The organism is Chitinimonas sp., assembly GCF_036568685.1.
Classification (GTDB): domain Bacteria; phylum Pseudomonadota; class Gammaproteobacteria; order Burkholderiales; family Chitinimonadaceae; genus Chitinimonas.
Map to the genome: position 1 here is coordinate 37194 of NZ_DATCSC010000129.1, position 25137 is coordinate 62330.

A 25137-nucleotide genomic window follows, 5' to 3' on the forward strand; every position below is an offset into this window, starting at 1 on the left:
TCAAGCTACTCCCGCCAGCACGGCCTTGAGCTTGGCCACGGCATAGCGTAGCCGGCTTTTGGCGGTCTCGGCCGGCACGCCAGTCAGTGCGGCGATTTCATCGAGCCCCATATCGGCCTGCTCGCGCAGCAGAAAGACCTCGCGCTGTGCCGCCGGCAGGGCACGCAGGGCCTGCTCCAGCGCCTGCCCCAACTGGCGGTTGGCCAGCTGCCGGGCTGGGTCTTGCGCGGGCTCGGCCGGCTGGCGGTCCAATGGGTCCTCGTCCTCCTCGCCTTCGGGCAGAAGGTCTGCCAGCAGGGCGGGCTCATGTAGCCGCAAGCGGTCGATCAGCTTGTTGCGGGCTATGCCGTACAACCAGGTGCGGAAGGCGGCACTGGGCTGGTAGTCGGCACGGGCGCGGACCACAGCCAGCCAGGTTTCCTGGAATAGATCGTCCACCCAGGTCGGGCGGGGGCACTGCCGGTGCAGGAAGCCATACAGGCCGCCGCGGTGCAGGGCGTAGAGACGTTCGAAGGCGGCCGCGTCACCGGCGACATAGGCCAGCATCAGCCTGGCATCCTCGGCCAGCAGGGGTGCAGCCGCCGGCCGTGCCGCGTTGTCACGCGGCATGACCGGTATAGTCTGGCTGTAGCCTTCGCTATCCATGTGCTGCTACTTGGCTCCTCTAGTCGGCAACGGCGGCGGCCGCACTGGTGGCTGGCGGCGTACCCTGGGCCAGATTCTGCGCCAGATTCACGAGTCGCAGGAACTCCCCGCGGTAACCGAAGCGATCTTCGCCGCGCGCACCAGCCGCCAGCTCGCGGATCTGGGGCAGGTCGAACTTGCCCAGATAGCGACCACCGTCGGCCAGGCGTTGACCGAAGGCGGCGACTGCGGCGGCGAAGCGGAAGTCCTCGCTGCCCTGTGCCGCAACGGCACTGCGGGCAATCGGTACCGACAGGAGCAGGCTGGCCTGGCCGTGGGCGGGCTTGTAGCGCAGCTTCAGGAAGCCCAGTTCTGCATCCTTGCCGCTGAGCTGAGGCTTGTTGATGCGGTAACGCAGCGGTTCGACCTTGCCACGCTGGCCTACCAGGGTGATCTCGTACAGCGCGGTCACGCGATGGCCGGCACCGATCTCGCCAGCATCGACCTTGTCGTTGTTGAAGTCCTCGCGGCGCAGGGCGCGGTTTTCAAAGCCGATCTGGCGATACTCCAGTACTGCGTCGGGGTTGAATTCCAGCTGGATCTTCACATCGTGTGCCACGGTGGCGAGGGTGGAGGTGAACTCGTCGACCAGCACCTTCTGCGCCTCGTTAAGGTTGTCGATATAGCTGTAGGCACCGTCGCCGGCGTCGGCCAGCTGTTCCATCAGGGCGTCGTTGTAGTTGCCCTCGCCAAAGCCCAGGGTCGAGAGCGAGATGCCGCTGCGGCGTTTTTCCTCGACTCGGTTCTTGAGGGTCTCGAAGCGGGTGATGCCGACGTTGAAGTCACCGTCGGTGGCCAGCAGGATGCGGTTGATGCCCTGCTTGAGAAAGCCCTGTTCCGCCATGCGGTAGGCCAGCTCGATGCCGGCTGCACCGGCGGTGGCGCCGCCGGCACGCAGGTCATCGATGGCCGCCTCGATCACCGCCTTGCGGTCACCAGCGGTCGGCTCCAGCACGACCCGGGTACCGCTGGCATAGGTGACCAGCGAGACATGATCCTGCGGTCGCAGCTCGCGCACGAACAGCTTGAGCGCCTGTTTGAGCAGCGGCAGCTTGGCCGGCTCGTTCATCGAGCCCGAAACATCGACCAGAAAGACCAGATTGGCTGGTGGCAGGCTGGCCTTGGCCGGGTCCGCCGCCTGGATGCCGATGCGCAGCAGCAGGCTGTCCGGGTTCCAGGGGGTGGGCGCGAGCTCGGTACTGACCGAGAACGGCGCATTGCCGCTGGGCTGTGGGTACTGGTAGGGGAAGTAGTTGACCAGTTCCTCCACCCGCACCGCGTCCTGCGGTGGCAACTGGCCACGGTTGAGCAGACGCCGCACATTGCTGTAGCTGGCGGTGTCGACATCGATGCTGAAGGTGGAGACCGGTGCTTCGGCTACACGCTGCACACCGTGGCGGACGATGGTCTGGTAGCGCTCGCGGTCTGCCGGCTCGGGCAGCGCGGCGATGCCTACCGGTGCCGGGAGGGCCGGCGCAACGAAAGCCGGCGGGGCAACGTTCAGGCGCTGGGCGTCGGCGGCGCGCTTTTCCTGCGCTTGGCCGAGCTGCCTGAGTGGCTTGGGGGCCGGCGGCGGTGCCGGTGGCGCGGACGGAGAGGCGGCCATGAGGTCCGCTCGGCGGATGGCGGCACCGGTGACGGTGACCGTCTCGACCTTGGCTTCGGTGGCGGGCTGTTCAGAAGCCGAGGGCGCGGCCTCGGCCGGTGTGCTGACGCGCTGGGTGGAGCAGGCGGCCAGGCAGGCGCCCAGCAACAGGCTGAGCAGGGTGGATGAACGCAATGACATGACGGACTCCTCGTGGCTGGGATGCCACTTGAACGAACCGATCCGGCATTTCGGGTTAATAGGAGGTGAAATAAATTTTCTACCCCGGTTCAGACGGTGCCTTGCCATCGGGTGGGGCCGGTGCGAACCAGCCCACCGCTACCAGCAGGAGGCCGACCCCCAGGAAGGAGACGATACGTGCCAGGCCGCCGGCGCCGTCCAGATCGATCAGGAAGAGCTTGAGCACGGTCAGGGCGATCAGCGCTGCACCAGCCAACCAGGGCCGGCGCCAACCACCGCGATGCGCGAGCAGCATGGTCAAGAGTGCCACCGTGGTCCAGAGCAAGGACAATGCCGCCTGGAAGGATTGCTCGCGCCAGAGCTGATCGGCCACATAGGGCAGGCCAGCCCAATGGTGGAAGCCGTGCGCCAAGAGGGCATTGAGCCAGCCAAAGACGATCAGGGCCAAGAGCGCCGGCAAGGCGGCCTGGCCCAGGAGCCGGCGGCGGCCGCGGTAGGGCTGCCGCAGCCAGTTGGCCAGGCCCAGCAGCGCCAACATCCAGCCGAGGTCCAGTGGGTTGAGCAGGGGCAGCCAGCCCCATGGGGCAGCACTGCCGTTGCTGGCCCAGGGAGCAACAAGCAGGATGGGCAGCAGCAGGCCGGCGACCAGGGCCGGCCCCTGGCGCAGGTAATCACGCCGGTAGCGCTTGAGCGGCCAGTGGCGGCGAGCCGGCGCGCTGCTGCACAAGCACAACACCAAGCCGGGCACCGCCAGCGCACCGAGCCAGATCCAGGCCGAGCCCGATCCCAGCCGGCTGCTCGCATCCGCCGCTACCCAGGTCAGCCAGGCCGTCCATAGCCAGAACCCGGTACGGTGCGCCCACTGCCGGCCTAGTCGTGGCAGGGCGGTCTCGTCCCAACGCAGGCAGCCGTAGCAGGCCAGGGCGGCCAGCAGCCAGACCAGCCAACCGCCGTCCTGCAGCGGTGTTTGTTGCTGGTCAGCGGCGTAGAGCAGCAACAGGCCCAGACCTACGGGCAGGGCCAGCGCAGGCAAGCGTGCCATGGGCCAACGCAGTCTCTGCGCCAGTGCGGTCAGCAGCACGGCGGTGCTGGCGAGCAGCAACACCATGGCGGCAATCTGCCGGGGCAGGGCGGTGTAGTGGTCTATGCCGGCCAGGCCACCGGCCAGCCAGAGCAACAGCCCCCACAACAGCAGCGGCAGTTGCAGCCGCCCCTGTACTTGACCACGCACGGCGCCGGCCAGCCAGGCCGAGAGGGCGGCTAGCACGATGGCCAGCAGGGTACCGTTGAGCCAGCTGCTGCTGCGCCCCAGCTCGTCCAGCTGCACCAGCGCAATGCCACCGGCCAGCAGGATCAGCAGATAGCCGCTCCAACGGCTCAGCCTGCGCCGCTGCCGGGTACCGAGCCAGACCAGCCCCGCCCCTTCCAGCGCCCAACTGGCGGCCGTCCAATGCGCGCCCAGGGCGAGCGGAATGGTCAGGGTGGCAAAGCCGGTCATCAGGATGCAGAAGGCCGTTGCCAGCAGCGCGTACTGTAGCCGCCGGCGCAAGGTCTGCCACAAGATGCCATAGACCAGGGCCATGCCACCGGCCGACCAGGCGGCGCCGTAGGCATGCTGCTGCACCAGCAAGGACTGCAGGCCAAAGCCTACCAGCGGCACGCCAAAGACCAGGGTGGCGTCGACTGGGTCGCGCGCCAGCCGACCCAGCCCGGCCTCTGCTTGCCTATGGCGGGTGAAGGCGATGGCCAGGCCCAGGTAGAGCAGCCAGAAACCGATCAAAAAGGGTTCGGTACTGGAGAATTGCTCTGCTCGGTAACGCAGCACCCCCCAGGCGGTACCGATCACAAAGGTGAACAGAAAGCCCAGCAGATTGAGCCCACGCCAGGCACGCGCCTGGGCGACGTAGGCCACCCCGAGGTTGAGCACCGCGTAGTAGCTGAAGAGGAGCACATGGCTGCCCTGGCCGGTACTGGCCAGGATAGGCGCCAGAAAGCCACCGGCCAGGCCGATCACTGCCAGAGCCTGGGCCGATTGGGCCAACGCCAGCGCGGCCGAGAAGGTGGCGAGGCCGGCCAGCAGGGCGAAGGCGGCGCCGGCCGGCACGAGGCCGTGCAGGCGGAAGGCGGCAAAGACGGTCAGAAAGGCGATGCCCAGGCCTCCGCCCTGCAGCGAGTGGGCAAAGGCTGGCCGCCGCTCGCGCTGCCGCCAGCCGAAGGCGATCGCCCCGCCGGCACCCAGCAGCAATCCGAGATAACGGGCCTCGAGCGGAAAGCTGACGTAGGCTGCGGCGTACTTGAGTAGAAAGGCGGCACCCATGATAAGTAGCAGCACGCCGACCTTGACCGCCGGGTTGCCCTGTAGCAGCCATTGCGTGGCCCAGCTGGACCAGACGGTCAGCGCCAGGGTCGGTTCGGTGGCGGGGAGTGGTGGAGGCGTAGTGGGGGCAGCCGTTGGCGCGGCGGCTAAGGGGAGGCTGGGTATGGGCTCCGGTGCCGGTTCCTGCGTGATGGGTAGCGGCGTGGCTGCTTCGGCCGGGCTGATCTCGGCCGCTGCCTCCGCTGGCTCGCTGGTAGGTTGGGCTTGGACAACCGGCGTGGCCGCAGCTTTTTGCAAGGCAGCCTTGAGGGTACGCAGCTCGGCGGCCTGTACGCGGTCGCGGCCCCATAGCCAGCCCAGGGCGGCACCTACCCACCAGCCTTGTTCCTGCCCCAGCAGGGCTCCCAACAGCAAGCCGACGATCAGTCCCAACCAAGCCATGGCGCATCCTGTTTGCGTATGCCCCATCTTGGTGGACGAAGTCGGGCGAGGCAAGCCGCATGGCGGGCAGCAGGCGGCTGGCTTAGAATCTGTTGCCACCTGCCGCCGATTACCGATTGCCCCGCCGGGGCATCTGGCGAGCGGCGGGTCATGCAGATAATCAATACCGGCACTAGCGAAGAGGAAAGCGGCACCATGAAACTGTTTCTGGCCGAAGACGACGCCGTCCTGGCGGACGCACTGCTCACCAGCCTCTCACGGCTGGGCTTTGAGACCGAGCATGCGGCCAGCGGCCTCACGGCCGAGCCGCGCCTGTTGGGAGCCGACTTCGACGCCGTCATCCTCGATATTGGCCTGCCGGGCCAGAGCGGGCTGGAGCTGCTGCGCAAGGTGCGCGCCGGCAAGCCCACCCTGCCCATCCTGATCCTGACTGCACTCGATGGTCTGGAAGACCGGGTGGCGGGTCTCGATGCCGGCGCCGACGATTACCTGACCAAGCCCTTCGAGTTTGTCGAGCTGGAGGCCCGCTTGCGTGCGCTGCTGCGCCGCAGCAAGGCCCATGGCGAGGCCCGTGGTGAGGCCCGCTTTGGTTCGCTCCGGCTGGACAGGGCCGGCCAGCGCGCCTGGGCGCAGGATGTGCCGCTGGATCTCTCTGCCCGTGAGCTGGCGGTGCTGGATGTGCTGCTGAGCAATGCCGACCGGGTGGTCACCAAGGAGCAGATTGCCGCCGAGCTGGGTGGCGATGAGCTGGGCGCCAATGCCATCGAGGTCTATGTGCACCGCTTGCGCAAGAAGATCGAGCCGGCCGGGGTAGGGGTAAGGGCGGTACGCGGCCTGGGTTACCTCTTGGAAGCCCGCCAGGACTGACGTGCTGCGCTGCAATACGTCCCGATTCGCTGAGTTGCTTACGCCGCGCTTACAATTCCGCCGTTCCGGTCGGGCCTAGGGCCAGGGCCGGCTTCGGCGGGTTGCGCAGATGCCCCGCCGCCATTGCGTTCAAGGAGTGTTCCGGCTCATGGCCCTTCCCGATTTCCGCCAGCGTGGCGTCCTGCTCGACCACATCCGCCACACCCTGGCCTTCTATACGCCGCGTGCCATCGATGCCAGCGGCGGCTTCTACCACTTCTTCAAGGATGACGGCGCGATCTACGATGCGCACAGCCGCCACCTGGTCAGCAGCACCCGCTTTGTCTTCAACTACGCCATGGCCTACCGCCAGTTCGGGGATCCCGCCTATCTGGAGGCGGCCCGCCATGGCGTGGACTTCCTGCGCCGTGCCCATCACAACCCGGTGACCGGCGGCTACGCCTGGTTGCTGGATTGGCGCGACGGCGAGGCCAAGGTCCTCGACGCGACCAATCACTGCTATGGCCTGGCCTTTGTAGTGCTGGCCTACGCCCATGCGCTGATGGCGGGTGTTACGGAGGCGCGTGAGTGGCTGGCCGAAACCTATGACTTGATGGAGCAGCGCTTCTGGGAGCCGCAGTACGGCCTCTATGCCGATGAGGCGACTGCCGACTGGCAGTTGCTGCCCTACCGTGGCCAGAACGCCAATATGCATGCCTGCGAGGCCATGCTCGCGGCCTTCGAGGCCACTGGCGAGGCGCGCTACCTGGACCGCGCCGAGCTGCTGGCCGACCATATCACCCGTCGCCAGTCGGCGCTGGCCAACAATATGATGTGGGAGCACTACCACGCCGATTGGAGCGTGGACTGGGAGTACAACAAGGACGACAAGACCAATATCTTCCGTCCCTGGGGCTACCAGCCCGGCCATCTGACCGAGTGGGCCAAGCTCCTCTTGATCCTGGCCCGTCACCGCCCGCAGCCCTGGCTGCTGCCGCGCGCCGAGGCGCTCTTCAGGGCGGCGGTCGAACGGGCTTGGGATACCGTCAACGGCGGTCTGGTCTATGGCTTTGCGCCGGACGACAGCATCTGTGACGCCGACAAGTATTTCTGGGTCCAGGCCGAGAGCCTGGCAACGGCGGCTCTCTTGGGCGACGCTACCGGCGACAGCTACTACTGGAACTGGTACGACAAGCTGTGGGCCTATAGCTGGCAGCACTTCGTCGACCACAAGCATGGTGCCTGGTACCGTATCCTGGCGCCGGACAACAGCAAGCTGACCGACGAGAAGAGCCCGGCCGGCAAGACCGACTATCACACCATGGGTGCCTGCTACGAGGTATTGAATGTGGTGACCGCATGAGCACGCTGCCCTTGTTTGTCGCGCCGGGTGAGGCGCTGACCGATCTGATCCGCACCGGCCCCGACAGCTGGGTTAGCAAGGTGGGCGGCGCCACCTGGAACGTGGCCCGGGTCATGGCCGGCCTGGGCGTGCCCAGCGCCTTTGCCGGCGCCATCAGCCAGGATTGTTTTGGCGATGACCTGTGGCGCGCCTCCGAGGCTGCCCGGCTGGATATGCGCTTCTTGCAGCGCGTGGCCAAGTCGCCGCTCCTGGCCGTGGTGCATGAGACCCAGCCGCCCAAGTACTTCTTTGTCGGCGACGACGCAGCCGACCTGCACTTCGACCCCAGCAAGCTGCCCGAGGGCTGGATGCAGTCGGTGCGCTGGGCGCACTTCTGCGGCATCAGCCTGGCCCGCCCGCCCCTGGCGGCCCGCCTGGTCGAGCTGGCCGGCAAGCTCAAGGCGGCGGGGGCAAAGATCAGCTATGACCCCAACTTCCGGGTGCTGATGGACGAGCGCTACGACGCCACCCTGGCCGCCATGACCCGGCTGGCGGACGTGGTGAAGGTTTCGGATGAAGACCTGGTGGGTCTTTTCCGCAGCGAGGATATCGAGGCGGCGTTTGCCACCCTGCGTAGTTGGAATCCGGCTGCGACTTTCCTCTATACCCGTGGTGCCGACGGCGCCTCCTTGCACCAGGGTATGGCCAGCTGGCAGTGCCGGCCGCCCAGGATCGAGGTGGTGGATACCGTCGGTGCTGGCGACGCCAGTATCGGGGGGCTCTTGTTCAGCCTCTTGAACTGGCCCGAGCGGCAGGGCGGAGAGCACCTGCGCTTCTCGGTCGCCTGCGGTGCGGCGGCCTGCCTTGCCGCCGGAGCCACGCCACCCGAGCTGCGCTGTGTCGAGGCGCTGTACGCCGTGACCACGCTGGAGGCTTGAGTTGGCGGCGCCACGCAAGCTATCGCTGAGACGACAATTGCTGGTCTGGTTGCTGCTGCCACAGCTGGTGCTGTGGCTGGCGGCGGCCTTTGTCTCCTATTCGGTGGCGCTGCGCTACGCCAACGAGGTGATAGACCGCAGCCTGGCCGAATCGAGCCGGGCCCTGGCGCGGCAGGTCAAACCTTTTGGCGACGGTCTCTATATCGATTTCCCGCGTGCAGCGCGGGAAATACTTGAGGAAGATCCCAGCGACCGGCTCTACTACATGGTGAGTACACCACCCGGGGCCTTTATCCTGGGCGAGAAGGATCTGCCGCCTACCCCCAATGGCTTTGCCCGGCAGTTTGGCCACCCCTATTTCTACGACGGTACCTTGCGCGGCCGGCCGGTACGGGTGGCCGCGCTCTATCTGCGGGTCGGCTCCGAAGGTCGGCCGCAGAGCATGCTGGTACAGGTCGCCAAGAGCACCACCCTGCGCACCCAACTGGCGCGCGATATCTTTGTCGACACGGTCATGCCGCTGTCCATGTTGATGATATTGACCAGCGTGCTGGTCTGGGCCGGCATCAGCCGCGGCCTGTCACCGCTGCGGCATTTGCGCCGGCTGGTGGAGAACCGCTCACCACGCGACCTGGCACCCTTGGAAGTGGAAGACGCGCCGGCCGAGGTCCGTACCCTGACCCGCGCCATCAACACCCTGCTGGGGGAAGTAAATACCCAGGTGGCGGCGCAACGGCGCTTTATCGCCGACGCCGCCCACCAGCTGCGCACCCCGCTGGCGGGGCTCAAGTCGCAGACCGAGCTGGCCCGTGGCGAACTCGCCAGCATAGAACCGGACCGGCAGGCGTTGACCCAGCGACTGGGGCAGATCGAGACCAGCGTGGGACGGGCGATCCGCATGGTCAACCAGCTCCTGGCGCTGGCACGGGCCGAGCCAGAGGCACCGCTGACCCTGGCGCCGCTGGACCTCGCGCGGCTTGCGCGCGAATGCACCATGGAGGCGGTGCCGCGGGCCTTGGCGCGTGGCATAGACCTGGGGCTGGATGAGGCGCCGCACCACCTTTTGATCAGTGGCCACGAGGCGCTGCTGCGCGAGCTGATCGGCAACTTGATCGACAACGCCATCCAGTACTGCCCCCCGGGCAGCGAGATCGGCGTGCGGGTGATCGACGAGCACAACACCGCCAGGGTAGAGGTGCGCGACAACGGACCTGGCATCCCCGCCGAGGAACGTGAGCGGGTATTCGAGCGCTTCTACCGTGGCCGCATGGAAGGGCAGGGCAAGGGCTGTGGTCTGGGCCTCGCCATTGTGCAGGAGATCGCCCGTCGCCATCAGGCCCAGGTCACCCTCGACGAAAATACCCCGCAAGGCCTTGTCGTAACCGTTCGTTTCCGCCTGACCGGCGCGGTCTAGGGAAGCGCGGCCGGCGCTTCCCTGGAGGCGACTACAAGTTCGCTACGAGACTGTAGCAATCCGACATTTTGCAACGCCATACCGAGCAATTGCTCCAATCTGTCTCTGCAATGAGACGGCGCGTAAAACCGCCCCAAAGCGAGGCGTGCTGCGGGTTTATGCATTTTTCTGGTGCGGCGCAGCATCGAAACTTACTGAAAACTTACAGAAAACCTTCACAAAACTTACACCCGTAGTTATATTTCGCAGCAGTCGCAAGCCGGCTGCTTGCGACACCATTCCAACAAGGAGCGAGACACATGCAATCCCGTCGCCTGAACCTGGCGCTGGCCGTCGCCTGCGCGTTTTCCCTCAATGCTTTTGCCGGTGAAGTCGAAGTGCTGCACTGGTGGACCTCCGGTGGCGAAGCCAAGTCGGTCGCCGAGCTGAAGACCATGATGTCGGCCAAGGGCCATACCTGGAAGGACTTCGCCGTGGCCGGCGGTGCTGGCGACAACGCCATGACCGTGCTGAAGACCCGCGTCGTCTCCGGTAACCCCCCGACTGCCGCCCAAGTGAAGGGCCCGTCGATCCAGGAATGGGCTTCGGAAGGCGTGCTGGCCAATCTGGACGCTGTTTCCAGCGCCGAAAAGTGGGACAGCCTGCTGCCGCCCGTGGTCGCCAACGGCATGAAGTACAAGGGCCACTACGTGGCCGTGCCGGTGAACGTGCACCGCGTGAACTGGATGTGGGTCAACCCCGAAGTATTCAAGAAGGCCGGCGCCAAGGTGCCGACCACCTGGGCTGAGTTCGACGAAGCCGCCAAGAAGATCGAGAAGGCCGGCCTGATCGCCGTGGCCCACGGTGGCCAGCCGTGGCAAGACGCCACCGTGTTCGAATCGGTGGCCCTGGGCGTTGGCGGTGCCGACTACTACAAGAAGGCCTTTATCCAACTGGATCCCAAGGCCATCGACAGCCTGACCACCCTGAAGGCTTTCGATACCCTGCGCATGGTTCGCAGCCACATCGACAAGAATGCCGCCGGCCGCGACTGGAACCTGGCCACCGCCATGGTGATCAAGGGCGAAGCCGGTATGCAGTTCATGGGTGACTGGGCCAAGGGCGAATTCACCGCCGCTGGCAAGAAGCCGGGTACCGACTACCTGTGCGTTGCCGCGCCGGGCACCGAGAAGGCCTACACCTTCAACATCGACTCCTTCATCGTCTTCGCTCAGAAGAACAAGGACCAGAAGGCCACCAACGACTTCGCTTCGACCGTGCTGTCGCCGGCCTTCCAGGAAGTGTTCAACCTGAACAAGGGTTCCATCCCGGTTCGCCTGGGCGCTGACATGAGCAAGTTCGACGATTGCGCCAAGAAGTCCACCGCCGACTTCGTCGCCACCAACAAGGCAGGTTCGCTGGTTCCGTCCTTCGCCCACCAGATGGCCATGCCGTCGGCTGTGCAAGGCGCGACCCAGGACGTGATCTCCTCGTTCATGAACTCCAACATGACGAGCAAGGAAGCGGTTGCAAAACTGCTGGCTGCCTCTAAGAAGAAGTAAGTAAATAAAAACTCGCGTCAGCGAGGAGTGAATTCTCCGGCGCGCCAGCATGGGCGCCGGAGTCTGCAGTACCCCCTAGCCGTTCTCGTTCCCAACCACGCAAAGGAGACGCCATGACAGCTTCCCGTCACGGCGCGCCGGGTCTTTCGCTCAGTCGACTAGCCGACACGATACTGCCCCGGCTGGTCATCGCCCCCACGGTGCTTGCCTGCCTGATCGCCTTCTATGGCTTCATCGCCTGGACCGGCTGGCTCTCGTTCACCGAATCGCGGCTCCTGCCCAAGTATGAATGGGCTGGTTTCGTCCAGTATGTGGAACTGTTCTCCAACAATGATCGTTGGTGGCAGTCCATGCGTAACCTCGGCATCTTCGGTGGCCTCTTCATCCTGATCAGCCTGGCGGTTGGCCTGATCCTGGCCGTGCTGCTGGACCAGAAGATCCGCTTTGAGGGCGCCCTGCGCACGCTCTATCTGTACCCGATGGCGCTGAGCTTCATCGTGACCGGTACCGCCTGGAAGTGGATACTGAACCCGGGTCTGGGGCTGGAGAAACTGGCGCACGACTTCGGCTTCACCAATTTCACCTTCGACTGGATCATCAATCCGGACTACGCCATCTACACCGTGGTCATTGCCGGTGTGTGGCAGTCGTCCGGCTTCGTCATGGCCTTGTTCCTGGCCGGCCTGCGTGGCATCGACGATTCGATTATCAAGGCGGCGCAGGTCGATGGCGCATCCCTGCCCACCATCTACGCCCGCATCATCATTCCGAGCCTGCGGCCGGTATTTTTGAGCGCCTTCATGATTCTTGCCCATATTGCGGTCAAGAGCTTCGACCTTGTCATGGCCCTGACCGGCGGTGGCCCGGGCTTTGCAACCGACCTGCCCTCGATCTTCATGTACCAGCACGGCTTTACCCGCGGCCAGCTCGGCCTCGGTGCCGCCAGCGCGATGATGATGCTGTTCACCGCCTGCGCCGTGGTCATGCCGCTCCTGTATTCCGAACTGCGGAGGGAACGCCGTGGCTAATCTTGCCTACCATCAGACCCCGCAGGCGCGCTTTGCCCGCTTCGTGATCTACGCCGTCCTGGTGCTGGTGGCGATCTTCTACCTCGCCCCGCTGTTCGTGATGATCAGCACCAGCCTCAAGACGCTGGACGAAATCCGCGGTGGCAACCTGATGTCGCTGCCGGGCTCGCTCAACTTCGATGCCTGGAAGACTGCCTGGGATTCCGCCTGTACCGGCGTGGAATGCGGCGGCATGAAGGGTTACTTCGGCAACAGCCTGAAGATGATGATCCCTTCGGTGCTGATCTCCACCCTGGTCGGCGCCTTCAACGGCTACATCCTGTCGATGTGGCGGTTCAAGGGCTCGGATGCCTTCTTCATGGCACTCTTGATCGGCACCTTCCTGCCCTTCCAGGTCGTGATCCTGCCGATGGCACAGGTGCTGGGCATGCTGGGCATAGAGAGCGGTACCACCCGCCTGATCATGGTGCACGTGATCTACGGCCTGCAGTTCACCACCCTGTTCTTCCGTAACTATTACGTAACGGTGCCGAACGAGCTGGTGAAGGCGGCACGCATCGACGGTGCCGGTTTCTTCCGCATCTTCTTCAGCATCCTGCTGCCGATCTCGATCCCCACCATCATGGTGTGTCTGATCTGGCAGACCACCCAGATCTGGAACGACTTCCTGTTCGGGGTGGTGTTCAGCTCCGGCGATGGCCAGCCCATCACCGTAGCACTGAACAACCTGGTCAACACCAGTACCGGCGTGAAGCAGTACAACGTCGACATGGCGGCCGCCATTATCGCGGCGCTGCCCACACTGGTCGTGTACGCCATCGGCGGCAAATATTTCGTGCGCGGGCTGACGGCCGGCGCGGTTAAAGGCTAAGGGAGCACGCCATGGGCGCACTCAGTATCCGCAACGTCAAGAAGAGCTACGGCAACACCCACATCCTCAAGGGCATCGACATCGAGATCGAAAAGGGCGAGTTCCTGATCCTGGTCGGCCCCTCCGGTTGCGGCAAGTCCACCCTGCTGAACATGATCGCCGGCCTCGACGACATCAGCTCGGGCGAGATCGCCATCGGCGAGCGCGTGGTCAACACGCTCTCCCCGAAGGATCGCGACATCGCCATGGTGTTCCAGAGCTATGCGCTCTACCCCAATATGACGGTGCGCAAGAACATTGCCTTCGGCCTCGATATCCGCAAGGTGCCCAAGGGCGAGCAGGACGAGATCATCGGCCGCGTCGCCAAGATGCTGCAGATGGAACACCTGCTGGACCGCAAGCCACACCAGCTCTCCGGTGGCCAACGCCAGCGCGTGGCCATGGGCCGCGCCCTGGCCCGCAACCCGGCGCTGTTCCTGTTCGATGAGCCGCTGTCCAATCTGGACGCCAAGCTGCGGGTGGAACTGCGCTCCGAGATCAAGCTTCTGCACCAACGCCTGGGCACCACCATCGTCTACGTGACCCACGATCAGATCGAAGCCATGACCCTGGCCGACAAGATCGCGGTGATGAAGGACGGCGAAGTGCGCCAGTTCGGTTCCCCGCAGCAGATCTACGATTCGCCGGCCGACCTCTATGTGGCGGGCTTCATCGGTTCGCCGGCCATGAACTTCATCCCCTGCGAGCTGGCGGAAGACGCCGGCCGCGCGGTGGTGGCGCTCGATAGCGGCGATGGCAACAAGCAGCGCATCGTGCTGGGTGCGATCAGCGACACCCAGCGTGCCTATGTGGGCAAGCCGGTGGTGCTGGGCGTACGCCCGGAGCAGCTGACCGATACCTCCAGCGCCCATAGCGAGCGCGACGATCTGCAAACGCTGACCGCCACCGTGGCGATCACCGAGCCGACCGGCCCCGACACCCTGGTGACCGTGACCTTGAACGGCACCAAGACGGTGGCCCGCTGCCACCCGCGAGCCGCCGGCTCGCCGGGCGAGCAAGTCAAGCTCATGCTCGATCCAGGCAAGGCACTGCTGTTCGATCCGGCCACCGAAAAACGGTTGGCCTGATCAATAACGATTCAGGGTCTGACGCCTCTGGGGCGCGAAGCAATTCGCGCCTTTTTTCTTTGCTGCACCGCTCAGCCAGCAGCGACGCTGCGCAATACCTGCCGCACGCGGCCCAAGAGGCCGGCCTCCACCGGCCTGAAACCCAGTGCAGGGCCATTCTCGGCCGCCAGCAGGTCGATCAGGGCTTCGTCCACGTCCGGCTCCAGTTCGGCGGCACTACCCCGGCGGTCCAGTGGCTTGAGCTGTCGCTGCTCGCCATCCCGCTGCAGTTCGGCTGCACCACTGCAGGCCCGGCAATACACGGCCTCGCCGGCCTGCTGGCTGCGCCGCACCACGATGGTGGGGCCGCACATCAGGCAGTGGAACAGTGGGATGCCCGATTCGCTGTGGCCGACGATGGGGTCGAGCGCCCCTGCCTGGCCCAGTACTACAAAACGCTCGACCAAGGCAGCATCGAACTGGCTGCCAGCGTGCTGGTTGAGTATCTCCAGGGCCTTGGTGATAGGCATGCCCTGGCGGTAGGGGCGGGTGCTGGTCATGGCGTCGAAGGCGTCGGTGAGGCCGATGATGCGGGCGTCCAGCGGGATGGCTTCGCCACGCAGACCCTCGGGGTAGCCGCGGCCGTCCGGCGTCTCGTGGTGCTGGGTGACCGCCGCATGCACCAGCGGGCCGAGCGGGTGGCCGGCCAAGAGCCGGGCGCCGATCTGCGGGTGGGTGCGGATCACTGCGTATTCCTCGTCGCTCAGGCGGTCGCGCTTATTGAGGATGGCGTCCGGTACGCCGATCTTGCCCAGATCATGCAGGAAACCGCCCAGGCTTACCCGTGCCACTTCGGCGGCATTGAGCCCCAAGGCCTGCGCCAAGAGACGGGAAAACTGTGACACCCGCCATAGATGGCCGCCGGTGTAGGGGTCGCGCGCTTCTACCATGGCGGCCATGACGTAGAGGCTTTTGAGCAGCGGATCGACCGGGCGATGTGCAGGGTGGGGCATGGAAGACTCCGGTTGGGATGCAACTTGGTCGTGCAGGGCTCATTGTCCTTACATGGTAGTCACCTGGTCGGCGTAGCGATGAATGGACGGTAGAATAGCGGGCTAGCCCACGTAGGACCTCCCATGCTGTTCGTGCTTTCTCCCGCCAAGACGCTGGATTTCGAAACCCCCGTCCCCACCCGCAAGGCCACCCAGCCCGACTTCACTGCCCATTCCGCGCGTTTGATCGAGGTGCTGAGAGACAAGACGCCGGCCGAGATCGGCCAGCTGATGAGCATCTCCGACCCCTTGGCCGCGCTCAATGTGGCGCGTTTCCAGGCTTGGAGCCCGGAATTCACCGAGGCCAACAGCCGTCAGGCGATCTTTGCCTTTATGGGCGATGTCTATGAGGGCCTGAATGCCGCCACCCTGGATGGCAAGACCCTGGAGCGGGCACAGCAGAAGCTGCGCATCCTCTCGGGTCTCTATGGCCTGCTCCGGCCGCTGGACCGGATGCAGCCCTACCGGCTGGAGATGGGGACCCGTCTTGCCAACCCCGGCGGCAAGAATCTGTATGAGTTCTGGGGCGATACTATTACCGAGGCGCTCAATGCCGAGCTGGCGGCGCAGAAGTCGCCGGTGCTGGTGAACCTGGCGAGCGACGAGTACTTCAAGTCGGTCAAGCCCAAGAAGCTCAAGGCACGGCTGGTCGAGTGCGTGTTCGAGGACTACAAGAACGGCAAGTACAAGATCATCAGCTTCTACGCCAAGCGCGCCCGCGGCCTGATGGCACGCTTTGCGCTGCAGCACCGCATCGACAAGGTCGATGGCCTGCGGGACTTTGATGTGGAAGGTTACCGCTATGAGGCTGAGGTCAGCAGCACCGATACGCTGGTGTTCCGTCGGGCCTTGGCAGGGGCTTGATGCTTTTGTAGGGCGGGTCTTTAGACCCGCGTAGACCGCCTTCGCTAGAAGCCGTGAGGGTTCCTTGTACTTCTCGCGCCCTGCGGCCAAGGCGCGAAAGTCGCCGGCCGCGCTGGCTCAAACAACGCGCCCCGGACTACCCCGCAGAACGCTGCGATGCTCAGCGGCTCGCACGGGGACCCCAACCTTCTCCGTAGCCGGCATTGGTGGGGGTGCTTAGCCGGTGTTACCAGGCGAGTTCGCCATTGCCAATTTCCACTACCCGGCCACCCACCAGAATGCAGCCGTCCTCGACCTGCAAACTCAGCACATTCGGTCGACCCATGGCCGTGCCCTGGTGGATGGTGGCCTTGAGTGGGCGGCTGCCCTCTGTGGCCAGCCAGTAGCCGCCGAGGTTGGCGGCGGCGGAGCCGGTGCCGGGGTCTTCTGCGATGCCGGTGTCCGGGGTCCAGAAGAAGCGGGATTCGAAACCGGTTTCGGTACGGGCAAAGACATAGGCCTTGGGGCGGCCGGTGTCGTTGACGCTATGGCGTTGCATCAGCTCTGCACTGGGCTTGCAGGCGTGTACCAGTTCCGGCGAGGCGAGCGGGATCATGGCCTGTTCGTTGCCGCAACTGACCCAAAGCGCGGGACCGGCGATGGCGCTCTCGGGCAGGCCCAGCATGGCGGCCAGGTCCTTGGGGCTGGCTTCCATGGGGCGGTGGCTCGGGGCGTTGGCCTGCAGGGTCCAACGGTCGCCCAGCGCATTGACCGGGATGATGCCGGCCTGCATTTCCAGGCGGATGGCATCGCCGGCCGCTTGTCGCTGCCTTACCACATGGGCCGAGCCCAGCGTGGGGTGGCCGGCAAAGGGCATCTCGTAGGCCGGTGTGAATATACGTACCCGTGCGGTGGCGTCCTTGGACGGCAGCAGGAAGGTGGTCTCGGAGAGGTTGAACTGGCGGGCGATCAGCTGCATTTCCTGCTCGCTCAGCGTACTGCCATCCTCGATCACGGCCAGCGGGTTGCCGCCGAAAGGGGTTTCGGCAAAGACGTTCAACAGGCGATAACGTACGACAGGCATGGCTTCCCTCCGCTTGTAGGCGGCCGCCGTTTGCGCAATCAGGCCGGCCGCATGTGTCTGGAAAAATATCTGGGCCGGCTTCCCGGCTATAATCGGCGCTTATCCAGCACCAAAGTCCGTAACAACAACATGATCCGTAAACTGATCGGCCGCGTACTCAAGCTCAAGAAGCGTCATGGCGGCGGCCGCGTGGTGATACCCCTGAAGCGGCACGGCATACGCCGCAACCGCCTGCCTTCCTTCGCACTCAAGACCACTGACCAACTGCAGGCAGCCGGCTACGAGGCCTTTATCGTTGGCGGTGCAGTCCGCGACCTGCTGCTTGGCAAGGAACCCAAGGACTTTGACGTGGCCACCAGCGCCACGCCGGAGGAAGTGCACAAGGTGTTCCGCCGTTCCCGCATCATCGGGCGGCGGTTCAGGCTGGTACATGTACTGTTCGGCGATGAAGTGGTGGAAGTGTCCACCTTCCGCGGCAGCGGCGAATCGCTGACTGATGAAGCCGGCCGTATCATTCGCGACAACACCTGGGGCAACCAGGAGGACGATGCCAAGCGCCGTGACTTTACGGTCAATGCCTTGTTCTACGACCCGAGCCGCGAAGAGATCATCGACTATCACGGTGGCGTGGAAGATATCGAAAAGAAGCGCATGGCCATGATAGGTGTGCCGGCCGTGCGCTACCGCGAGGATCCGGTGCGCATGCTGCGTGCCGTGCGCCTCGCTGCCAAGCTCGGCCTGGCCATAGATCCGGCTACCCGCAAGCCTATCCGCGAGCTGGCGCAGCTCTTGCAGAATGTGCCCTCGTCACGCCTCTTCGACGAGATGCTCAAGCTGCTTTTTTCCGGCCAGAGCTGGGCCTGCCTGATGCAGTTGCGCGACGAAGGCCTGCACCACGGTTTCTTCCCCTTGCTCGACAAGATGCTCAAGATGCCGCAGGGCGAGGCTTTCCTGCGCAATGCACTGGAAAACACCGACCGCCGCATTCGTGAGGACAAGCCGGTATCGGCCGGCTATGTGTTCGCAGCCCTCCTGTGGCTGGAAGTGCTCGACAACTGGGAGGCCCGCAAGCAGGCTGGCGAGAAGGCCATGCTGGCCTTGTTCTCGGCCATCGACGAGGTGGAAGCGGTGCAGGAGCAGAAGCTCGCCATTCCGCGCCGCTACGGCACCGCCATGAAGGAAATCTGGACCCTGCAGCCGCGCTTTGAGCAGCGCAGCGGCATCAAGCCCTTCCGTCTTCTGGAAAACCCACGTTTCCGTGCTGGTTACGACTTCCTCTGCCTGCGTGCCTCGGTCGGCGAAGCCGACCAGGAACTGGCCGACTGGTGGACCCGCTTCCAACACGCCGACAGCGCCGAGCGCGAAGCGATGCTGGTACGCCCGCAAGCCGGCGAAGGTACCAAGAAGCGCCGCCGTCGCCGCAGTGGTGGCAAGGGCCAGGGCGACACCGCGCCGGCGGACGACGGCCAGTGAGTGTGCGCGCCTTTATCGGCCTGGGGGCCAACCTGGGCGACGCGCAGGCCACGGTACGTGCCGCCATGGCGGCATTGGGTGAGCTGCCGCAAACACGCTTGGTTGCGACCTCCTCCTTGTACCGCAGTGCGCCGGTGGGCTACCTGGATCAGCCTGACTTTATCAACGCGGTGGCCGCCATCGACACCGAACTGGCGCCGCACGCCCTGCTCGACGGGCTGCTCGGGATCGAGCAGGTACACGGCCGGCAGCGTAGCTTCCGCAACGCGCCACGTACACTGGACATGGACCTGTTGCTCTACGGCGAGCGGCAACTGCATGATGAGCGCCTGACGGTACCGCACCCGCGTATGCTGGAGCGGGGTTTTGTCCTGCTGCCCCTGGCCGAGATCGCTGCAGGCCTGCAGTTGCCGGATGGACGGGCGCTGGCCACGCTGACGGCAGGCTGTGACCAGACGGGTTTGCAACGCATCGAATAAATCACCGCTGCGCTCGGGTGCGGCACGAGGAAATCGGCAATGGGTTTGGAGCGTTACCGTTACATCGTCGTTGAAGGTCCGATCGGCGTAGGCAAGACCACCCTGGCACGCAAGCTGGGCGAGCAGCTCGAAGCCAACCTGCTGCTCGAGAACCCGGACGCCATACCCTTCCTGCCGCGTTTCTATGCCGATATGCAGCGCTATGCGTTGCCCACCCAGCTGTCGTTTCTGTTCCAGCGGGTGGAGCAGGTCGAGAGCCTGACCCAGATGGATCTGTTCGGCGGCCAGACGGTGGCCGATTTCCTGTTCGACAAGGATCCGCTGTTTGCCGAGCTGATCCTCAGCGACGATGAATACCGACTCTACTCCGACATCTACCGCCACCTCAGGGTGCGCGCCCCCACGCCCGACCTGGTGATCTATCTGCAGGCCGATATCGACACCCTGATCAGCCGGGTACAGACCCGCTCGCGCGACTACGAGGCCAGGATAGGCGATGGCTACCTGCGCAAGCTGGCTGAGCGCTACAGCCGCTTCTTCTACGACTACAACGAGGCGCCGGTGCTGATCGTCAATACCGAGAATCTCAATCTGGTGGAGAACGCCGATGACTTCCGGCTCTTGCTGACGCGGATTGCAGGGATGCGGAGTGCGCGGGAGTACTTCAACAAAGCCTAGATTGTTGCTGGCGGAGTGGGGCGGTTGAGTGCGGCGCTGGCGCCCGGGAGACCCGGGCGCTTATCGTTTGTGAGCGCTGAGGCAGTGGCTTTGTCCCTGCTTTAGTCCCTACCCCTCCCGCAGCTTTGCACGCACAAGTTCTAGGCTCGCAAGCTCACCAAGAACGCTGGCAGCCGCTCCACCGGCGGGGAACCTCGCTGACGCTCGTTAGTGAGCTTTGGCACCTTCTGCGCTGCGACGGCTGGCTCGCTAGTGGATGCGACGGTGTACGCCACTGTTCGCCTATGTTTTTCAGGGCCTTGATCGGGCCTTTCCCTTTGCTGAGTCGGCTTGGAGGCAGCAGAAAGCCTTCCTAAGATGGTTGCTGGGGCTTAGTCCCGTCTGGAGACCATCATGTTGCAGCGTATCTCGCATCGTCTTGCCTTGTTGATCCTTGTGGCCTTGGCGGGGCTGTGGCTGGCCAGCGGCAATGGCTTGTTCCAACTGATCAAGTCGCGCGATGCGATCGAGGCCATGGGCGACAATGTGGTGCCCAGCATCCTGATACTGGAGAGCGCCCAGCTGCGGTTCATGAAGGTACGTACCACCGTGCTCAACCACATCTTGCTCAAGGGCGACGCCGCCAAGGCGGCCATGGAACAGCAGTTGCAGCAGGAGCGTGGCGGGGTGGAAAAGGACCTGAAGGACTACGAGGCCCTGCTCGATGATGACGAGGACCGTCGCCTGTTGGGCAGCGACCGGCAGGCGCTGGCCGACTACTTCACCCATCTGGAACGTGCGCTCGATCTCTCGCGCCAGCAGCAGACCGAGGCGGCGCAGCAATATGCGACCAGCACCCTCAAGCCCGCTGCCGACCATGCCTTGGCGGCCTTTGCCGCCCATGTCGAATACAACCGGCACTTGACCGCCATCTACAAGCAACAGGCCGAACGCGACTACCGAGCTGCCTTCTGGCTGACCTTGACCTTGGTGCTGGCGACCACCCTGGTACTGGGTTGGAATGCCTTTGCCACTTACAAGGCGGTAGCCGGAACCGCCAATGAGGCCAGCCGGCAGGTGGCGCGGGTGGCGAGCGAGCTGGACTTCAGCCGCACCATCCCGGTCAGCGGGCGAGACGAGATTGCCGACCTGCTGCGCGCCTTCAATGGTTTGATAGAACGCTTGCGCGAAGGGCTGGGCACTATCCGGCACGACGCCGAGCAATTGGCCAGCGCCTCGCTGGAGCTGGCCGGCTCGGCCCAGCAGGTCACCTCCAGCTCCTTGGCGCAAAGCGAGGCTTCCTCGGCCATGGCGGCCAATGTGGAAGAGGTGACGGTCAGCATCAACCACGTTTCCAGCCGCACCAACGAGGCCAACCAGCTGACTCGCGAGGCGGGCGACCTTGCGCTGGAAGGGCGTGAGTCGGTGGTGAGCACCGTGGCGCGCATCGAGGCCGTCGCCGGCGCGGTGGACGAGGCCGCCCAGCAGATGGCTTTGCTGGAAGAGAGCGGCCGGCAGATCAGCGCCGTGGTCAATGTGATCAAGGACGTGGCCGAGCAGACCAATCTCCTGGCGCTCAATGCCGCTATAGAGGCGGCTCGCGCCGGCGAGCAGGGCAGGGGCTTTGCGGTGGTGGCCGACGAGGTACGCAAGCTGGCAGAACGTACTGCCAGCTCCACCGGTGAGATTGCCGGCATGGTCGAGGCCATCCAGCAGCGCTCGGCCGAGGTCTCGGCCCGCATGGCGCAGGCGGTGGCCTCGGTACGGCAGGGGGTGGGCGAAGGGGCGGGTACGCGTGATGCCATGGATCGTATCGCCGGCTCTGCAGCACAAAGTAATAGCCTGGTCGAGGAGATCGCCGGGGCGCTGCGCGAGCAGAGTTCGGCCAGCAATGCCATTGCCGGCCAGGTGGAGCGGGTGGCGCAGATGGCGGAGGAGAACAGCCGCGCCGCCGAACGCAGTACCGAGCTCTCGGTCGAACTGCAGCGGCTGGCTTCTGCCATGAGCCAGGTCGTGGCGGCTTACAGGTTGTAGGCGGCTCTCGCTACTTTTGCAGCGCTTTCCTAGTGCAATTGCACGGTTATATCGTGCGCGGCAGGGTTGAGCCGGGTGCGGAGTTTCGGCTATTGTTGCGCCGCATCGAAATAAGGCAAGCTTGCTGGCAGCGCCCCACAATGGCGCTCGCTGCGCGAGGACGCTTTATACCCGCATATTGCGCAAAGCAAGCGCTAGATCAAGGAATGGACTCCCCCCATGAAGATCACCGTCTCCACCCTGCAGAAGCTCAAGCAGGAAGCCCAGAAAATCGTCATGCTGACCTGCTACGACGCCAGCTTTGCCAGTTTGATGGCAGATGCCGGCGTGGAAGTGTTGCTGATCGGCGACTCGCTGGGCATGGTGATCCAGGGCGAGACCTCTACCCTGCCGGTAGACATGGACCAGATGGTTTACCACACCCGCTGCGTGGCACGTAATGCCAAGCAGGCCATGGTGCTGGCCGATCTGCCTTTCGGTGCCTACCAGGCCAGCCCGCAGCAGGCCTTTGAAGCCGCTGCCCGGTTGATGGCTGCAGGCGCCGAGATGGTCAAGCTTGAGGGCGGTGAATACATGGCCGAGACCGTGGCCTTCCTGGTGCAGCGTGGCATTCCGGTCTGTGCGCATATTGGCCTCACCCCGCAGTCGGTGCATGTGTTCGGTGGTTTCAAGGTGCAGGGCAAGACCGACAGCGGCGCCGAGCAGCTCAAGCGCGACGCTAAGGCGCTGGAGGCGGCAGGCGCCGCCATGGTGCTGATGGAGATGGTGCCGGCTAGCTTGGCGCGTGAGATCACCGACAGCCTGAGCGTGCCTACCATCGGCATCGGTGCCGGCGTGGATGTGGATGGCCAGGTGCTGGTGGTCTACGACATGCTGGGTGTCTACCCCGGCAAGAAGGCACGCTTCGTAAAGAACTTCATGCAGGGCGTGACCAGCATCCATGGTGCGGTCGAAGCCTATGTGCGCGAAGTGAAGGCCAAGACCTTCCCCGCCCAAGAGCATACTTTCTGATAAGCGCCGGCCGGGCCTCGCTACCCGGCCAGGCCCTACCCCGTTTCACTAGGCAGGACTGAACCATGCAGATATTCACCACCATTGCGGATTTCCGGGCCTGGCGCAAAACGGCCGGTTACCTCGCCTTCGTCCCCACCATGGGCAACCTGCACGAGGGCCATATCTCGCTGTGCCGTGCCGCCAAGGCGCGCGGTGGCAAGGTGGTGGTGTCCATCTTCGTCAACCCGTTGCAGTTCGGTCAGGGCGAAGACTTCAATACTTATCCGCGCACCTTCGAAGAAGACTGCGCCAAGCTCACGGCCGCTGGCGTGGATGCGGTCTTCCATCCAGACGTGGGTCAGCTCTACCCGCGTACCGAGCAGCAATACAAGGTGGAACCGCCAGCCATCCAGCATGAGCTGGATGGGCAGTTCCGCCCGGGTCACTTCCGCGGTGTGGCGACGGTGGTGACCAAGCTCTTCAATATCGTGCAGCCCGATGCCGCCATGTTTGGCAAGAAGGACTTCCAGCAGCTCAAGGTGATCGAGGGCATGGTGGCCGATCTCGACATGCCGGTAGAGATCGTACCGGTGGATACCGGGCGCGCCGCCGACGGCCTGGCGCTATCCTCGCGCAATGGCTACCTGACCGAGGTTGAACGGGCCGAGGCACCGCGCCTGTATCGCAATCTGACGGCCATCAAGACCGCGTTGGAAGCCGGCGAGACTGACTTCGTCAAACTGACCGAGACAGCCCGTGCCGACCTAGAGAACCACGGCTGGAGGGTGGACTATGTCGAGATCCGCGACCAGGAGCGGCTGGAGCACGCCCGCCCCGGCGACAAGGCGCTGGTGATCCTGGCTGCCGCCCGCCTGGGCAAGCCCCGTCTGATCGACAACCTCGAAGTGAACCTGCCCGGTGCCAACCTGCCGATTTCGGCTTGAGCTATTGCCGGCCGCGAAGGGCCCGGCACGGGGCCTTGCCCTGGCCGAGCTGTTCATGGCCTCCCGTGCGGCGGCCATGCCCTGGCTGCCGGTGCTGCATGATGCGGCCGATACGGCGCACTATCTGGGTGGCCTCGCCACCAGTCACGAACTCTGGCTGGCTCGCTCTGAGCAGGGCGCCCTGTTGGGTTTTGTCGCCTTTGATGCGGACTGGATAGACCACCTCTATCTCGCACCAACGGCGCAGCGCCAGGGTATAGGCAGCGCTTTGCTGGACCTGGCGCTGGCGGATGGCCGGCCTCGCCAGCTGTGGTGCTTTGCCGGCAATACGTCGGCCCGCCACTTCTATGAGGCACGAGGCTTTCAACTGCTTGAGCAGACCGATGGTGCCGGCAATGAGGAGCGTTGCCCCGACGTGCGCTACCGATATCCGGGTCGGCCAGCAACCGGAGGCTGAACATGATGGTTGCCAAGCCGCGGGTGGCGGTGATCACCCCCTATTACCGCGAATCCGACTTCTATCTGCAGCGCTGTATGGACAGCGTGGCGGCACAGCACTACCCCTGCACCCACTTCCTGATCGCCGACGACCGCGCCGAGCCGCTGGTGAGCGGCAGGGCAGGGGTACGCCATGTCGAGCTGGGGCAAGCGCATGGCGACTACGGCGATACGCCGCGTGCGGTGGGATCCTTGCTGGCAATGGCGGAGGGTTTTGATGCCATCGCCTACCTCGACGCCGACAATTACTACCTGCCGGAGCATATCGCCGGTCTGGTCGCGACCTGGCAGGCGCAACAAGGTTTGATCGACGTCATCGCGAGCCAGCGATTCTTCGTTTACCCTGACGGCCGTTTGATGCCTTTGGCCGACCAGATGGACGCCCGTACCGGCGTGGATACCAACTGTCTGTTCCTGGCGGGCCGGGCCTTGCCGCTGGCCAGTGCCTGGCAGCGCATACCGGGACCACTGCACGCCTTTGGCGACCGGGTGTTCTGGCTGATGCTGGCCGCTGCCGGCCTGCGCATGGGTCAGTTGGCGCAAGCCAGCGTGGCCTATACCAGCAACTGGCGTACCCACTACCTGCTGCTGGGCGAGCTGCCACCGCCCGACGCCAAGGACCTGAGTCGCGCCACCTTGCAGGCCTTGGCATGGTGGCAGGCTTTGTCGCCCGCCGAGCAGGCGGCCCAATGTACTGCGCTGGGTTTTGACCCCAGCGGTTGGCTGGCCAGCCTGTTGCCCTCTTCTGAACCTCCTAGCCCCTGAG

The 25137-nt window shown here is 64.7% G+C and carries 22 protein-coding genes; 17 read left to right on the top strand and 5 right to left on the bottom strand.

The features are described 5' to 3' along the window. From VIM95_RS18535 to VIM95_RS18545, 3 genes are all read right to left on the bottom strand, one after another. Positions 1-645, bottom strand: a complete 645-nt coding sequence (locus VIM95_RS18535; RefSeq protein WP_331988690.1) for an RNA polymerase sigma factor — start codon at positions 643-645, stop codon at positions 1-3. Between the two features lie 19 nt (positions 646-664). Beyond that, complete coding sequence (locus VIM95_RS18540) at positions 665-2470, bottom strand: VWA domain-containing protein (protein ID WP_331988692.1); 1806 nt, start codon at positions 2468-2470, stop codon at positions 665-667. 79 nt (positions 2471-2549) lie between these two features. Beyond that, positions 2550-5228 (bottom strand): DUF2339 domain-containing protein, encoded by a 2679-nt coding sequence (locus VIM95_RS18545; RefSeq protein WP_331988694.1) that lies wholly within the window; start codon positions 5226-5228, stop codon positions 2550-2552. Positions 5229-5423: 195 nt separating this feature from the next. Here VIM95_RS18545 and VIM95_RS18550 point away from each other — a divergent pair, with 195 nt between their 5' ends. The 8 genes from VIM95_RS18550 (at position 5424) to VIM95_RS18585 (ending at position 14335) form a co-directional block, all read left to right on the top strand. Beyond that, on the top strand, positions 5424-6095 hold the full coding sequence (locus VIM95_RS18550) for a response regulator transcription factor (RefSeq protein ID WP_331988696.1): 672 nt from the start codon (positions 5424-5426) through the stop codon (positions 6093-6095). A 148-nt stretch (positions 6096-6243) separates the two neighbouring features. Further along, entirely contained in the window at positions 6244-7437 is a 1194-nt protein-coding gene (locus VIM95_RS18555; RefSeq protein ID WP_331988698.1) for an AGE family epimerase/isomerase, read from the top strand. After that, positions 7434-8354, top strand: coding sequence for a carbohydrate kinase (locus tag VIM95_RS18560; protein ID WP_331988700.1), 921 nt, complete (start codon positions 7434-7436; stop codon positions 8352-8354). The genes VIM95_RS18555 and VIM95_RS18560 overlap by 4 nt, the downstream gene beginning before the upstream one ends. 1 nt (position 8355) lies before the next feature. Further along, positions 8356-9768 carry a sensor histidine kinase gene (locus VIM95_RS18565; RefSeq protein ID WP_331988702.1) on the top strand — a complete coding sequence of 471 codons (1413 nt, stop codon included), beginning with the start codon at positions 8356-8358 and terminating at the stop codon, positions 9766-9768. A 299-nt stretch (positions 9769-10067) separates the two neighbouring features. Continuing rightward, complete coding sequence (locus VIM95_RS18570) at positions 10068-11309, top strand: ABC transporter substrate-binding protein (protein WP_331988704.1); 1242 nt, start codon at positions 10068-10070, stop codon at positions 11307-11309. Between the two features lie 113 nt (positions 11310-11422). Further along, the gene (locus VIM95_RS18575; RefSeq protein WP_331988706.1) at positions 11423-12337 is read left to right on the top strand and encodes a sugar ABC transporter permease; all 915 of its coding nucleotides are present in this window, start codon (positions 11423-11425) and stop codon (positions 12335-12337) included. After that, positions 12330-13208: a carbohydrate ABC transporter permease gene (locus VIM95_RS18580; protein ID WP_331988708.1), complete on the top strand. Its 879-nt coding sequence runs from the start codon at positions 12330-12332 to the stop codon at positions 13206-13208. Before VIM95_RS18575 ends, VIM95_RS18580 begins: the two co-directional genes overlap by 8 nt. An 11-nt stretch (positions 13209-13219) precedes the next feature. Continuing rightward, positions 13220-14335 (top strand): sn-glycerol-3-phosphate ABC transporter ATP-binding protein UgpC, encoded by a 1116-nt coding sequence (locus VIM95_RS18585; RefSeq protein ID WP_331988710.1) that lies wholly within the window; start codon positions 13220-13222, stop codon positions 14333-14335. 71 nt (positions 14336-14406) lie between these two features. Here the strand turns inward: VIM95_RS18585 and VIM95_RS18590 are convergent, their stop codons facing one another. Next, positions 14407-15327, bottom strand: coding sequence for an HD-GYP domain-containing protein (locus tag VIM95_RS18590; RefSeq protein ID WP_331988712.1), 921 nt, complete (start codon positions 15325-15327; stop codon positions 14407-14409). Positions 15328-15450: 123 nt separating this feature from the next. Between VIM95_RS18590 and yaaA the strand changes: the two genes are divergently transcribed. Next, on the top strand, positions 15451-16230 hold the full coding sequence (gene yaaA / locus VIM95_RS18595; RefSeq protein ID WP_331988714.1) for a peroxide stress protein YaaA: 780 nt from the start codon (positions 15451-15453) through the stop codon (positions 16228-16230). 226 nt (positions 16231-16456) lie between these two features. Here yaaA and VIM95_RS18600 read toward each other — a convergent pair whose 3' ends face one another. After that, entirely contained in the window at positions 16457-17293 is an 837-nt protein-coding gene (locus VIM95_RS18600) for a PhzF family phenazine biosynthesis protein (protein WP_331988716.1), read from the bottom strand. A 129-nt stretch (positions 17294-17422) separates the two neighbouring features. Between VIM95_RS18600 and pcnB the strand changes: the two genes are divergently transcribed. From pcnB to VIM95_RS18640, 8 genes are all read left to right on the top strand, one after another. Further along, complete coding sequence (gene pcnB / locus VIM95_RS18605) at positions 17423-18766, top strand: polynucleotide adenylyltransferase PcnB (protein WP_331988718.1); 1344 nt, start codon at positions 17423-17425, stop codon at positions 18764-18766. Further along, on the top strand, positions 18763-19245 hold the full coding sequence (gene folK / locus VIM95_RS18610) for a 2-amino-4-hydroxy-6-hydroxymethyldihydropteridine diphosphokinase (RefSeq protein WP_331988720.1): 483 nt from the start codon (positions 18763-18765) through the stop codon (positions 19243-19245). Before pcnB ends, folK begins: the two co-directional genes overlap by 4 nt. A 39-nt stretch (positions 19246-19284) precedes the next feature. Next, positions 19285-19923, top strand: coding sequence for a deoxynucleoside kinase (locus VIM95_RS18615; RefSeq protein ID WP_331988722.1), 639 nt, complete (start codon positions 19285-19287; stop codon positions 19921-19923). Between the two features lie 393 nt (positions 19924-20316). Next, positions 20317-21936 carry a methyl-accepting chemotaxis protein gene (locus VIM95_RS18620; protein ID WP_331988724.1) on the top strand — a complete coding sequence of 540 codons (1620 nt, stop codon included), beginning with the start codon at positions 20317-20319 and terminating at the stop codon, positions 21934-21936. A 219-nt stretch (positions 21937-22155) separates the two neighbouring features. Then, positions 22156-22947 (top strand): 3-methyl-2-oxobutanoate hydroxymethyltransferase, encoded by a 792-nt coding sequence (gene panB / locus VIM95_RS18625; protein WP_331988726.1) that lies wholly within the window; start codon positions 22156-22158, stop codon positions 22945-22947. 65 nt (positions 22948-23012) lie between these two features. Further along, positions 23013-23873, top strand: coding sequence for a pantoate--beta-alanine ligase (panC, locus tag VIM95_RS18630; protein ID WP_331988728.1), 861 nt, complete (start codon positions 23013-23015; stop codon positions 23871-23873). Positions 23874-23928: 55 nt separating this feature from the next. Then, on the top strand, positions 23929-24330 hold the full coding sequence (locus VIM95_RS18635; RefSeq protein WP_331988730.1) for a GNAT family N-acetyltransferase: 402 nt from the start codon (positions 23929-23931) through the stop codon (positions 24328-24330). Positions 24331-24332: 2 nt separating this feature from the next. Then, positions 24333-25136, top strand: a complete 804-nt coding sequence (locus tag VIM95_RS18640) for a glycosyltransferase family 2 protein (protein WP_331988732.1) — start codon at positions 24333-24335, stop codon at positions 25134-25136. Position 25137 lies beyond the last annotated feature (1 nt).